Raw genomic sequence first — 12,785 nt, forward strand, 5'->3', positions numbered from 1 at the left:
CAGGTCGCAACAAGGCACGAAGCCAGTCATTCCGGGGGTCACACCCGCGCTCACCAACCACAGCCCAGCACCATCAGGCTGCGTTGGCGATCCTCACAGTCATTCCGCCGCCTGAGTGTCAGCCGAACTTCACGAACGCGCGCAGGGAGCCGTCGTCGAAGTCACGCGTCTCCGCGAAGCCGAGGGACTCGTAGAACGCCCGCTGGCCCGGCTCGTCGTCGGTGAGCAGCACCTTTTGCCGGACCGATTCGAACGGGGCGAAAGCCTCCTCGACGAGCCGCTTCCCCAGACCGCGACGTTGCTCGGCGGGACGGACCACGACGTCCTGGAGATAGGCGATCGTGGCGCCGTCACTGATGACGCGGGCGAGACCGAGGAGCTGACCGTCCCGATGAGCCACAGCGACCCGGCTGGAGCCCTGCATCGCGCGGTGCAGGGTCTCCGAGTCCCTCGCGTACGTCGTCCACCCGACGGCGTCGTACAGGCTCACGAGCTCGTCCTTGGTGGGAATGGCGGTTGCTGTGATGTCGACAGTCATCTGGGCATCATCGTCTGTGCTGGAGCGTCGCCGACACCGGATATCCAGGACGCATGCATGTCGACGGTTCCGGGCGGGGCAGACCGTCCAGATGCCGTCGCACACGGGGGCATTCCGCCTCTTGTCGGAAGCCACCTACGCAGGCCACCACCGAGTCCCGCCTGGCACCAGTACGACCCTGTAGGAGTCCTGCGGCCCATCGAGTCGGCGAAGACTCTTACGGCCCGCAGCGCGCGTTCCGCATCCCACTGGCTTGGACAGGACATCGTCGAGCAATCGGGCATCCCGACCGTTTCAAGGGACGCGTACTCAACTGGTTCATATCCAGTCCAGCACGATGGGTTCGCGACTGAAGTCGCTCGGCCCGATTCGGAGCATGTGTGTCTCCGTTCGACGACACGAGATCACCGCTGTCTGGAGCACGTCAGGGTCTGTGGTTCGCATGGGAGGAATGCGGTCCCTGTGAGGAGCTCTCCCGACGTCTTGGCGATCCATGGAGGGTGGTGGAGTGAGGGCTGTGTGCCGAAGATGGGCGCATGGCCGACAACGTGCTGTGGATCATTTCGGACGACCAGATGCGGTCGTCGTTGCGCACCATGGACAAGACGTGGAAGCGCCTCGTGGAGAAGGGCGTGCGGTTCCGGCGAGGTTATGCCGCAATGCCGCTGTGCGGCCCTGCTCGCGCCTCCATGCTCACGAGCCGCTACCCCCACGATCACGGCTGCCACACCAACAGGACACATCAGCGCTTCGTCGCCCAGGGGCACGACCGCGACACCGTCGCGACGCGGATGCGCGGCGCCGGCTATGACACGGGCTACTTCGGCAAGTACATGAACGGCTTGGTCACCGACCCCGAGTACGTCGCCCCCGGATGGGGTCGCTGGATCGCCACGATCGGTCTGGAGGGGCAGGTCAGCGTCGATGGCGAGATCCGCGACGTTGGGTCGCAGAAGGCTTCTGACGACTTCGCCGCGGACCGCCTGGGACGGTTCGTGGCGCGGCACAGCGACATGGGTCCATGGTTCGCAGTGTGGGCGCCGTCGACGCCGCACGGTCCCTACACCCCGAGCCCCGAGCACCGCGACGACTTCGACGACGTGCAGTGGGACCCGCCTGCGTTCAACGAGGCCGACATGTCCGACAAGCCCACGTGGTTGCGAGGACTGCCCCTGAAGGATCGGACACGGATGCGAGCCGAGTTGGAGGGCAAGCTGGAGGAGCTGCAGGACCTTGACGACCAGGTCGCCCGGTTGCTCGACGTGCTGTGGCGCACGGACCAGCTGGACCGGACTTGGATCTTCTTCGTGTCGGACAACGGGTTCCTGCTCGGTGAGCACCGTCTGGTTGCAAAAGAGCAGCCGTACGAGGAGTCGGCGGGTATCCCATTCGTCGTGCGTGGGCCCGGCGTCGAGCCCAGCGTCCGTGACGCCTTCGTGTCCCAGGTCGACCTGATGCCCACGGCTCTCGACATCGCTGGGCTCGATCCCGACGCAGGCCGCGAGCTGTCCGGCCGCTCGATGCTGGGACCGTTACGCAGCGGGGACTGGTCGTCCTGGCGTCGGCGGCTGATGGTGGAGAACACCTTCCTGAACTGGGCGTTGCTCCGCCAGGGCTCGACCGCCTACATCGAGCACCACGAGCGCGACGAGTGGGAGCTCTACGACCTCGCCACCGACCCGCACCAGCTCGTCAGCCGCCGCAGCGCTGACATCGCCCAGCTGTCCGCACGCGTGACCCAGATGCGGGCCGCGCGAGGTCGTGCGTTGCGAGCACTCGAGGAGTAGCCCAGGCCTCCCCGAGTGTTGCGGACCGGCGCTTCTCGAAAGCCCGGACGCACCCGACCGCCGACCTTGCATCAGCCAAGCGAGCGGACATTCCGGCCGATGCAGACCCTGCGGAAACAGGTTCAGCCTTCTCGGGGTGTCAGGTCCCGGTGGGTGTCCCGCAGACTCGTACGCAGCTGCGCGTCAGGCACACTGCAAGGGTGTCCGACCCGCTGCGCAACCTGCTCGCCGCGCCGCCCGACCTCCCGGTCACCGTGGGTCTGGACCCTCTCGTCGAGGCCCTTCGCACTCGCGGGGTCGCGGTGGTCCAGGCACCGCCGGGCACCGGCAAGACGACCTTGGTCCCGCCCGCGGTCGCCGGAGTCGTCGATGGTCGGGTCGTCGTCACGCAGCCCAGCCGCATCGCAGCTCGTGCTGCTGCCCGCCGGCTGGCGCAGCTCCTGGGCGAACCGGTCGGCGAGACGGTCGGGTACGCCGTGCGCGGAGACCGACGCAGCAGTCGCCGTACACGTGTCGAGATCGTCACGACCGGCCTGCTGCTCCGGCGGATCCAGCACGATCCCGAGCTGGCCGGTGTCGGAGCCGTCGTGCTCGACGAGGTGCACGAGCGCCACCTCGACGCCGACCTGACCTTGGCGCTGCTCATCGACGTCCGGGCCAACCTGCGTGAGGACCTGTGCCTGGTGGCGATGTCGGCCACCATCGAGGCCGAACGTACGGCCGCCCTGATCGGCCGGGGTGGCGATCCCGATGGTCCTGGAGATCTCCGGGCCGCTCCGGTGATCCGCGTCCCGGGTGCCCTGCACCCGGTCCAGGCGGTCTGGTGTCCGCTGCCTGCGGGGGAGCGCCGCACCGACGACCGGGGGATCACCCCGGCCTTTCACAACCATGTCGCAGCGACCGTGCGTCGTGCGCTCGTCGGGCACGAGGGGGACGTCCTGGCCTTCGTGCCGGGCGTCGCGGAGGTCGAGGCGACCGTACGTCGCCTTGCCGGCGTGGACGCGGCCGTGCACGCCCTGCACGGACGTCTGTCCGGCGCCGAGCAGGATCGTGCGCTCAGCGAGGGTCCGCGTCGACGCGTGATCGTCTCGACCGCGGTCGCCGAGTCGTCGCTGACGGTGCCGGGGGTGCGCGTCGTGGTGGATGCCGGGCTGTCGCGCGAGCCGCGCACCGATCACCGTCGCGGACTGGCTTCTCTGGTCACCGTCTCGGTGAGCCGGGCAGCGGCCGAGCAGCGTGCGGGACGGGCCGGACGGCTGGGTCCGGGGACCGTGCTGCGGTGTTGGTCCGAGGCGGAGCACGCGCACCTGGCCGCTCACCCGGAGCCGGAGATCGCCACCGCCGACCTGACGGCGTTCGCCCTGGAGCTGGCGTGCTGGGGCAGCCACGACGTCCACGACATGGCGCTGCTCGACCAGCCACCGGTGCACGCGCTGTCGGCGGCCAGGGACGTGCTGGTGGGTCTGGGGGCGATGACCGAGGACGGGGGAGTCACCTCGCGGGGCCGGGTGATGGCTGGCGTGCCGGCCGATCCCAGGCTGGCGCGTGCCCTCATCGACGGGGCCGGCCTCGTCGGGGCCAGGCGGGCCTCCGAGGTGGTCGCGATGCTGAGCGAGGACGTGCGCGCTCCCGGCGGAGACCTGGTCGCTGCGCTCCGGTCACTGCGTGCTGGCCCGCGCGCAGGATCGTGGCGCCGGCAGGTCACTCGGCTGGAGGAGGTCGTTGCGACGCAGGGCACCGCCGGCGACCGGAGAGGGGCGTCGGGCCACGCCCGGGCACTCACCGACGACGTGGCGGTGGGTCTGGTGGTGGCCCTGGCGCACCCGGACCGGATCGCACGCAAGCGCTCCGGTACGTCGAGCTACCTGATGGCGTCCGGGACAGGCGCGGCGCTCGACTCGCGCGACCCGGGGCCGCTGGCCGGACTCGAGTGGCTCGCGGTCGCTGACGCGGAGCGACGGCCCGGGCAACGTGAGGCCCGGATCCGTGCGGCGGCTCCCCTCACCGAGGACCTCGCGCTGGAGGCAGCGGGCTCGCTGTGGACCGAGGTGGATGAGGTCACCTGGAGCAGCGGGCGGGTGCTGGCTCGCCGACGGGCGTTGTTGGGCGCGATCGAGCTCAGCTCGAACCCGCTCAGCGATCCACCCGCGCAGGCCGTGAGCGACGCGATCCGAGAGGCGGTCGCGAGCGAGGGGATCGCTCTCCTCGCCTGGACGGAGGCGGCCACGGCGCTGCGCGCCCGCCTCGACTTCCTTCACCGCGCGCTCGGTGACCCGTGGCCAGACGTGAGCGACGCAGCACTGACGCAGAACCTCGATCTCTGGCTCGGGCCGCAGCTGGCGCGGGTCCGCTCGGCGGAGGATCTTCGTCGTGTCGACGTGACTGCCGCCCTGCGCGCGATGGTGCCGTGGCCGGCGGCGGGCAGGCTCGACGACCTGGCCCCTGAGCGCGTGGAAGTGCCGAGCGGGTCGAGCGTGCGGATCGACTACTCCCAGGACCAGCCGGTGCTTGCCGTGCGACTGCAAGAGGTCTTCGGCTGGACCGCAGCACCGGTCCTGGCCGACGGCAGGGTCCCGCTCCTGCTGCACCTGCTCTCCCCGGCGCGACGCCCGGCCGCCGTCACCGCAGACCTGGAGTCCTTCTGGGACAACGGCTACCCGGGCGTGCGTGCGGACCTGCGCGGGCGCTATCCCAAGCACGCCTGGCCCGAGGATCCACGCAGCGCACCTGCCACCGCGCGGACGAACGGACCTCGCCGAAGCTGAGTGGAGTATCGACGCGCCATCCGGCGGCAGGAAGGCGGCCGCGTCGAGGCGCTGACGACTACGGATGGGCGGCCGTCAACCGTCCCGGCACAGCAGCAGTGCTCGAGGCGGGCGCCGGCGCGGTTGTCAGGGCCGGGTCGGGTCCGAAGGGTGCTGTGAAGAGCCAGTCGAACCCGGTCCGACTGAGCACCCGCTCGACCCCGAGGCAGGTCGCGATGATGACGAAGGTGGCAGCGAGTGGATACACCGCCAGCGCCAGAACCGACACGACGCTGGTTCCCTCGATTCGAAGGGACTCGATGAAGAAGGAATGCAGGACAGCCAGCACCGGGACGTGGAGGACGTAGATCGGCAGGGTGCGCCGCCCGAGGAACGAGCCGAGCCGAGCCGCTGGGCGCCACAGGGCAAGCACGCCGGCGAGCCTGACTGCGAGGGGTACGGCCAGCAGGCTGATGACGAACCTGCTCGGCCGAGCTTCGGGCCCCAGCACCATGGGAGCTGCCACCACCGCTGCCGCGGCACCCGCGACGAGGAGGGTCGGCCGCAGGCTGAGTCGGGACATGGCGACGACCACCGACGGGAAGTGGGCGGCGAAGGCGAAGAAGAAGAAGTGCTGCAACAGCGACGCGGTGTTGACCGCGTCGATCCCCAGAGCCGGGGTCAGCAGGGTGAGAGCCGCCGCCAGGGCCACCACGACGCGGGGGTCGAGGCTCAACAGCGACCGCGTCAACAAGAAGTAGGCGACGAGCGCGTAGAGGTACCACAACCCGGACGAGGGGACGACGAGGTTGGTGACGAGCTCTGACCAGCCGCGGGTCCGGTTCATCGGGAGCTCGTCGAAGACTGTGAACACGCCCATGTGGACGCCGAGCCAGAGCGCGTAGAGGTAGTAGATGTTCAGCACGCGCTTGCGCGCCACCTCCCGCCAGGGTCGACGCAGTGCGGAGCCGGCGAAGAGGCCGGACACGACGAAGAACAGCGGCATACGCACGGGCTTGAGCGCGTCCGTGAACTCGAGCCAGACGGCTCCCACACCGAGGAACTGGGTCGGTGTGACGAAGCCGAGGTGCTTGCCGACCGTGTGGTGCAGCACGACGAGGACGATGGACAAGGCCTTGGCCGTGTCCGCCCACTCAGATCGGTCGCTGACGCCGGGCGCGCGCGAGGTCGTGTGGTTCATGAGGTCTCCTGATCCGTGCTGGCCAGGAGCAGCAGCGCGCCAAAAGAAAAATGATACTCACGGCGATGAGGGCTCTACGACGCTGCGAGTGAGACCTTGACTACTCCGGGACTGCTCCCGGATGTAGTCCGGCACTGCCAGGGGGATGGGCGACTGGTGGGAGCACGGCGACTGACGCCGCGCCTCGACGTATCAGATCGGGGTGCTGCGGGGCGCCAACCGGGCCAGCAGTGCCTGGGCTGCGTCGACGACCACGTCGCGTCGGTAGGTCAGGGCGTACTCGAACATGCGGTCCATGTCCGGGCCCTCGTCGCCCAGGTCCCTGGCCAGGAGCGCGGTGCAGAAGTGCGGGCTCAGCACGACGATGTCCCACTCGCCCCGCACGGGGTCGTCCAGGTCGAGGGTGGCGCCTCGAACGCCCGGCAACGGGTCCTCGGGGAGCCCCTCCCCGAGCGCACAGACGAAGGCCGTTCGCTTGCTGAGCTCCTGGTAGCGCATGACGGTGGACTCGGTGAAGTGGCGCGCCTCCTGGAACGCCGCGGCGACCACACACGTCTCGCCGAGGCGGATCGCCTCGCGCTCGAGCTGCTTGCTCAGCTCGATGAGCAGGCGCTTGGGGGCCCGCAGCAGTCCGGTGCCGTCCGGAAGTGCCGCGAAGGGCGACCCCACGAGCTCCCCTGTCCGGGTGACGCCCGATGCCCGCACCGGCAGGCCCTGCTGCGGCGGCGTGATGTCGGGATCGGACACGGGGCGGCCGAACTTCCAGCCCTGTCCCAGGGTCGCCCCCAGTGCCAGCGCGTTGGACAGGTGAGCGTCGGTCTCGATGCCTTCGGCCAGCACGCGCGCACCGCTGCGCTCGGCGTAGGCGTTGACCGCATGCATGACCTCCGCCGTGCGCTGGTCCGGCCGTTGCTGGACCAGCGACATGTCGAGCTTGACGACGTCGGGGCGCAGGAGCTCCATGAACGCGAGCGAGTCCGCCTCGACACCGACGTCGTCCAGGGCCAGCCCCCAGCCGGCCTCGCGCACCCGCTCGACCGTTCGAAGGAGCTCGGCCGGACGTGCCGAGACCGCGCGCTCGGTGATCTCGAAGACGATCCTGAGCTCGTCCGGCGCCGCGTCAGCGATCGCGAGCAGGTCAAGGGGAGCCGAGTCGAGCACGGCGGGCTCGACGTTGACGAAGACCGCCAGCGGCGCCACCAGGCCGTGTGCCATGGCCGAGCGGAACGCTGCCACTCGACACGCGGCATCCAGCTCGGCCAGCCGGCCGGACTTCCGGGCGGCGTCGAAGAGGGCACCGGGGGTCTCGAGCGGGCCTGCGGGCCCTCGCGAGAGCGCTTCGTGCGCGACCACCTCACCGGAGACCAGGTCGACGATCGGCTGGAACACGGTGCGGACGGAGTCCGAGGCGAGCACGGCATCGACCGAGCGTGGCACCTGCTCGACGGTGAGCGCGTCGCGCGAGCGCAGAGGGCTGGTCACGTGGCGTCCCCGAGTGTGTGCGCGACCCGAGTGGCGGCGCCGTCCGTCCAGTCTAGGCCAGACGGGACCCCGCGTACGCGATACGCGAGCGACGGCAACCGAAGGACGTAGGCAGTCTGCAGACAGGCCGCATGACCGGCCAATCCTGTGGGGAACCCCAGCACCCGCCGGCGATCCGCGTCCAGCTCGGCTCTCAGTCCCCGACGGCCTCGCGTCCTCGTTGGACGAGCTTCGCATCGGGCCGGAGCACCACCTGCTGGTCCTTCCCGTCATAGTCGACCAGGCTGAGGAACAGTCGCAGGGCGTTGACCCGGGCGCGCTTCTTGTCGTTGCTCTTGACCGTGTACCAGGGCGCGGGGTCGGTGTCGGTCCGCAGGAACATCTCCTCCTTGGCCTCCGTGTAGGCCTCCCACTTGTCGAGGCTCTCGAGGTCCATGGGGGACAGCTTCCAGCGCCGTACCGGGTCGAGCTGGCGGATGGCGAAACGAGTCCGCTGCTCCTGTTGGGTCACCGAGAACCACAGCTTCGTCACGTTCACGCCCGCCTCGAGGAGCATCTGCTCGAACAGCGGCGCCTGTCCCATGAAGGTGCGGTACTCCTCCTCGTCGCAGAAGCCCATCACCCGCTCCACGCCTGCGCGGTTGTACCAGGAACGGTCGAACAGGACGATGTCGCCGAAGGTCGGGAGGTGGGAGACGTAGCGCTGGAAGTACCACTGCCCCAACTCGGTCGAGGTGGGCTTGGTCAGCGCGACGACCCTGGCGGAACGGGGGTTGAGGTGCTCCATGAACCTCTTGATCGTCCCGCCTTTTCCCGCGGCGTCGCGTCCCTCGAAGACGATGACGTGCTTCTGGCCGGTGTCCTGGACCCAGTACTGGAACTTCAGGAGCTCGATCTGGAGGAGGTACTTCTCCACTTCGTAGTCGTTGCGGTTCATGAGCTCGGCGTACGGGTAGTTGTCCCGCCACGTCTCGACCGCCCGTCCATCAGGCTTGATCAGGACGGGGTCGTCACCGTGGTCGTCGCGCACGGTGTACCCCTCCCGGTCCAGGGAGTCGATGTACTGACGCAGGCTCATCTGCTGCATGCCCCACAGTCTCATCCACCCGGACCCCGGGGGTGTTCACCCGGTGGGGGTGAATACATGCGTTCCCGCACGAGGGCAGGCTCGGCGGATGATTCAGACGAAGGTCAACGCGGACAACTTCGCCCTCGCCGAGACGCACCGCATGATGGCCGGCCTGCAACGAGACGCGGGTGGGGTGAACCAGTTCTCGCACAACCGCGAGCCGGCGGCGATCGACAAGCAGACCGTGATCAGGATGAATCGCGACACGCTCTACAGCTTCGCGGTCGTCGACATCTCCGCCGGGGCCGTCCTCACCGTGCCGGACGCCGGGGACCGCTACCTGTCGGTGATGATCGTCAACGAGAACCACCACATCAACCGCGTCTTCCACGATGCCGGCACCTACGACCTCACCGTCGAGGAGTTCGACAGCCCGTACGTCGTGGTCGCCGCGCGCACGCTGGTCGACCCACGGAACCCCGAGGACCTGGTCGCCGTCGCCGCCGTCCAGGACCAGCTTGGCATCAGCGCGGTGTCCGAGCGACGGTTCGAGCTCCCGGACTACGAGACCGGGAGCCTCGACCGCTCTCGCAACGCCCTGTTGGCACTGGCTGCCGAGCAGGCGTCCTTCGAGCGGAGCTTCGGCCGGCAGGAGGACGTCGATCCCGTGCACCACCTGATCGGCTCGGCTGCCGGGTGGGGTGGGCTGCCGGACGCCGAGGCGTCGTACGTCGGGGTGTCGCCGAACCTGCCCGTGGGCGAGTACGAGCTCACCGTCGCGGACGACGTACCGGTCGACGGGTTCTGGTCGATCTCGGTCTACAACGCTGACGGGTTCTTCGAGCCGAACGAGCACGACGTCTACAGCATCAACAACATCACCGCCGCCCGCAACGACGACGACAGTGTCACCGTCCGCTTCGGCGGCAGCGGCGACAACTCGATCCCCATCATGGAGGGCTGGAACTACCTCGTCCGCCTCTACCGTCCGCGCCCACAGATCCTGGCCGGCGCCTGGAGCTTCCCCACCCTCGCGCAATAGCCTCGCGGCCGGGCAGGGGTAGCCACCAGCCGCCACCTGCCAACGAAGAAGTCTGCCGATGAGCGCGCACGTCCGGCCGTAGAACTGAGGGCGCCCCGCAGCGCGCCTCCCCGGCGCGGCTCCTGCGGTTCCTACTGTGGGAGCGGCTGCCTGGGGACGGGAGGGCGACATGGCGTGCTGTCGATCCGTGACGGCCTTGGCACCCATCGTCCTCGTTGTCGCCTCGCTGGTTGGCGGGGTACCGGTCGTGCCGGAGTCGCCTGGCTCGCTCCGGGGTGACGTCGTGCAGACGATGTCGGCGAGCACTCGGACGGGGAGCTCACCGACATCCCTTGAGGGCGCGGCGACGGCTCTTGCGAAGACCGCACCGCGCGAGGCCGTCAGCACCGAGCAGGAGCTTCGCGCAGCATGGGCTGATCCGCTGCGTCGCCGCATCGAGCTGGGCGCCGACATCCTGCTTCGCGACTGTCTCCTCGGTGACCCGATCCGCGAGTCGCCGTACCCGCTGGTGCTCGACGGTCACGGTCACGTGCTGCAACAAACCTGCTTCGAGAAGCGGGTGCTGCGCCAGGACGGCACCGGCTACCTCGACCTCCGGCGCGTCACGCTCACCCGGGGAGGGTCCGAGGGCCCCGGCGCCGCGTTGACATCGCGCGGAGAGATCATGCTGCGCCAGGTCGTGGTCTTCCAGAACCTCGCCGAGGAGCCGGGTGGCGGCGTGTTCTCGATGCGTCGGATCACCGCCCACCGGTCGCGGATCACCGGCAACCTGGCGAACGACGACGGAGGTGGACTGTACGCGCGGCGCGGCGGGGTGCAGGTCTACGACTCGATCCTCGGCAACAACCTCGTCGACGGCTCCGGCGGCGCCATCGCCTCCACGGGCGACATCCTCGTCGTGCGGTCCGAGATCGACGGCAACACCACCGATGGCGACGGCGGCGCCTTGTACGCCGACGAGGACGGTGACGTGACCGTGATCGGCTCCCACATCGACGGCAGCGCCGCTGACGGCCCGGGCGGGGCCATCTTCACCCTCGACGGCGACGTGGCTGTCTACAACTCGACCCTGGTCGGCAATCGGGCCGACGACCGGGGCGGCGCGATCTCCGGCGAGGACGACGTCCTCGTCGTCAACTCCACCATCGCCCGCAACCTTGCCGTCGCCCATGCCGGCGGTGGTCTCTGGGCACGCGGTGACATGGTGCTGATCAACGCGACCGTCGCCAACAACTACGCCGAGGGCGAGGGCGGAGGACTGCTGTCAGCCGGCGCGATGACCCTGCTCCACTCGACCGTGGTCGCCAACATCGCACCGGTGGGCGGTGATCTCGGTGCGGCTGGCCCCTTCACGAGCTTCGCCACCATCATCGGTCCTCCCGTCGTGGACGGGGTCACCGGCGACACCATCCCGACCCGCCGCAGCTGCCGGGTCTACGCAGCGATCTCGCAAGGGTTCAACTTCGTCAGCGACGACACCTGCCGGCTCGAGCGGCGCAACGACATCCTCGGTGAGGAGCCGCGACTCAGGACGTTGGAGGACGACCCGCGAGGATTCGTGCTCGTTCCCCGCCGCACCAGCCCCGTCCGACGGGCGCTGCCGGGCCGCAACTGCCGTGGTCGCACCTCCATGTTGCCGAGGCCGCTCCCCGCCGGCCAGCTGCTCGCCGGGTACGTGTCGTGGAAGAAGGTCCTCTCGCACGACGCGCGAGGCCTGGCCCGGGCAGGTCTGGCGCGGTGCGACATCGGGGCCGCGCAGCGGGGACCCGCACGTCCAGCGAGACCGCGTCCAGAGGTGCCGCCGGCGAGGGCCGCGGCGGCTCGCACCTCGTCGTACGCCGACCCTCCAGGTGTCCAGCCGGCAGCGGCCCGGACCGGTCCGCACCGTCCCAGGTCGTCGCTGCGCGAGCGCCTGACCACGCTGCAACGGACCCTGTCGGTTCTTCGCGAGCGCGTTCGGCGCTTCGCCGAGATCGAGTCGTGCCTGACCGAGGTCGGCGTCGATCGGCGCGGCGACCCCCGGCACCGGTGGGGCTACCAGTACGACGAGCGCGACGGCACCGGGCGCGACCTGCGGCCCGCTCTGACCCTCGCACGGGGCCGGCCCGACTGGCGCCTGCTCGACCTCGCCACGTCGCGCCGCTGCCTGTCGCGGTCGCCGGATCCCAACGGCACCGGCGAGGACGCACGTCCAGTGGCGCCGCGTGTCCCGCCGTCCCGCTCGTCCCGCGACGCCTCACCTCGTCGGCTGCTGCGATGGCTGGACGAGCTCGAGCTGGTCGCTCTCGAGGTCGAGCAGCAGACGCAGCGGTTCGACCAGTGGGAGTCGTGCTTGACCGCCGTGCCCGTCACCGAGGCCGGAGCCACGTGGCAGCGGCTCGGCTACCTCACCGGCCGTCCGCACCGCCGTACTCACTACCGTGCCGCCATCGACCTCGACACGACTGAGTGGGACGACCCCGACTACCAGTTGCTGGCCTTCCGCGAGCGCGACCATTCCTTCGGTCGTGGCGAGTGCGGCACCGACCCCGCCGAGGCCGTCGACCGGGCCCGCCCCGATCGGCCCCGCGGCGCCACGAGGGACGACGTGCGCGAGGGCATTGCATCTCTGCGCGAGGACGTCGAGGACCTGCGAGAGCCGGTCGCGGAGATCACGCACTTCGACGAGTGCGTCTACACCATCGGGGTGCGCCAGACGGGCGGCCATCGCTACCAGACGCGCACCGGCCGAGTCTCGCGCGCCGGCGCCCTCTCCTTCGCCATTCGCGGGCCTGAGGTGGCGCGGCTGCAGCTCCTGGTCGCCCCGGGGGAGGAACCGCCCCAGATCGAGTGCAACGAGGACGCCAGCGGCGAGAGCACCGACGAGTAGGACGCCGATCGGCTCGCGGGTGGTCGCGCCAGGAGGGATGCGGGTAGAAGCTT

At 69.8% G+C, this 12,785-nt stretch carries 8 protein-coding genes; 4 read left to right on the forward strand and 4 right to left on the reverse strand.

Features of this window, described 5'->3' with window-relative positions; genetic code table 11:
• Positions 1-118: 118 nt before the first annotated feature.
• Positions 119-538, reverse strand: a complete 420-nt coding sequence (locus ASG94_RS15035) for a GNAT family N-acetyltransferase (RefSeq protein ID WP_056927308.1) — start codon at positions 536-538, stop codon at positions 119-121.
• Between the two features lie 536 nt (positions 539-1,074).
• Between ASG94_RS15035 and ASG94_RS15040 the strand changes: the two genes are divergently transcribed.
• Positions 1,075-2,325: a sulfatase-like hydrolase/transferase gene (locus tag ASG94_RS15040; RefSeq protein WP_056927309.1), complete on the forward strand. Its 1,251-nt coding sequence runs from the start codon at positions 1,075-1,077 to the stop codon at positions 2,323-2,325.
• A gap of 200 nt (positions 2,326-2,525) precedes the next feature.
• Entirely contained in the window at positions 2,526-5,090 is a 2,565-nt protein-coding gene (gene hrpB, locus ASG94_RS15045; RefSeq protein ID WP_235537291.1) for an ATP-dependent helicase HrpB, read from the forward strand.
• 58 nt (positions 5,091-5,148) lie between these two features.
• Here the strand turns inward: hrpB and ASG94_RS15050 are convergent, their stop codons facing one another.
• The 3 genes from ASG94_RS15050 to ppk2 form a co-directional block, all read right to left on the reverse strand.
• Positions 5,149-6,270 carry an acyltransferase family protein gene (locus tag ASG94_RS15050; protein WP_056927310.1) on the reverse strand — a complete coding sequence of 374 codons (1,122 nt, stop codon included), beginning with the start codon at positions 6,268-6,270 and terminating at the stop codon, positions 5,149-5,151.
• Between the two features lie 192 nt (positions 6,271-6,462).
• A complete protein-coding gene (locus ASG94_RS15055; protein WP_056927311.1) occupies positions 6,463-7,752 on the reverse strand; it encodes a sensor domain-containing phosphodiesterase in 1,290 nt (429 codons plus the stop codon).
• Between the two features lie 193 nt (positions 7,753-7,945).
• Positions 7,946-8,839 carry a polyphosphate kinase 2 gene (gene ppk2, locus ASG94_RS15060; protein ID WP_056927312.1) on the reverse strand — a complete coding sequence of 298 codons (894 nt, stop codon included), beginning with the start codon at positions 8,837-8,839 and terminating at the stop codon, positions 7,946-7,948.
• Positions 8,840-8,927: 88 nt separating this feature from the next.
• Between ppk2 and ASG94_RS15065 the strand changes: the two genes are divergently transcribed.
• Entirely contained in the window at positions 8,928-9,863 is a 936-nt protein-coding gene (locus ASG94_RS15065) for a DUF1254 domain-containing protein (RefSeq protein ID WP_056927313.1), read from the forward strand.
• 292 nt (positions 9,864-10,155) lie between these two features.
• Complete coding sequence (locus tag ASG94_RS15070; protein ID WP_156411613.1) at positions 10,156-12,732, forward strand: right-handed parallel beta-helix repeat-containing protein; 2,577 nt, start codon at positions 10,156-10,158, stop codon at positions 12,730-12,732.
• Positions 12,733-12,785 lie beyond the last annotated feature (53 nt).

Source organism: Nocardioides sp. Soil805 (genome assembly GCF_001429625.1).
GTDB lineage: Bacteria > Actinomycetota > Actinomycetes > Propionibacteriales > Nocardioidaceae > Nocardioides.

Excerpts from the sequence above, each read along its gene's own strand:
- ASG94_RS15035 (WP_056927308.1), bottom strand. The coding sequence starts at position 538 with ATGACTGTCGACATCACAGCAACCGCCATTCCCACCAAGGACGAGCTC.
- ASG94_RS15040 (WP_056927309.1), top strand. The coding sequence starts at position 1,075 with ATGGCCGACAACGTGCTGTGGATCATTTCGGACGACCAGATGCGGTCG.
- ASG94_RS15050 (WP_056927310.1), bottom strand. The coding sequence starts at position 6,270 with ATGAACCACACGACCTCGCGCGCGCCCGGCGTCAGCGACCGATCTGAG.
- ppk2 (WP_056927312.1), bottom strand. The coding sequence starts at position 8,839 with ATGCAGCAGATGAGCCTGCGTCAGTACATCGACTCCCTGGACCGGGAG.
- ASG94_RS15065 (WP_056927313.1), top strand. The coding sequence starts at position 8,928 with ATGATTCAGACGAAGGTCAACGCGGACAACTTCGCCCTCGCCGAGACG.
- ASG94_RS15070 (WP_156411613.1), top strand. The coding sequence starts at position 10,156 with ATGTCGGCGAGCACTCGGACGGGGAGCTCACCGACATCCCTTGAGGGC.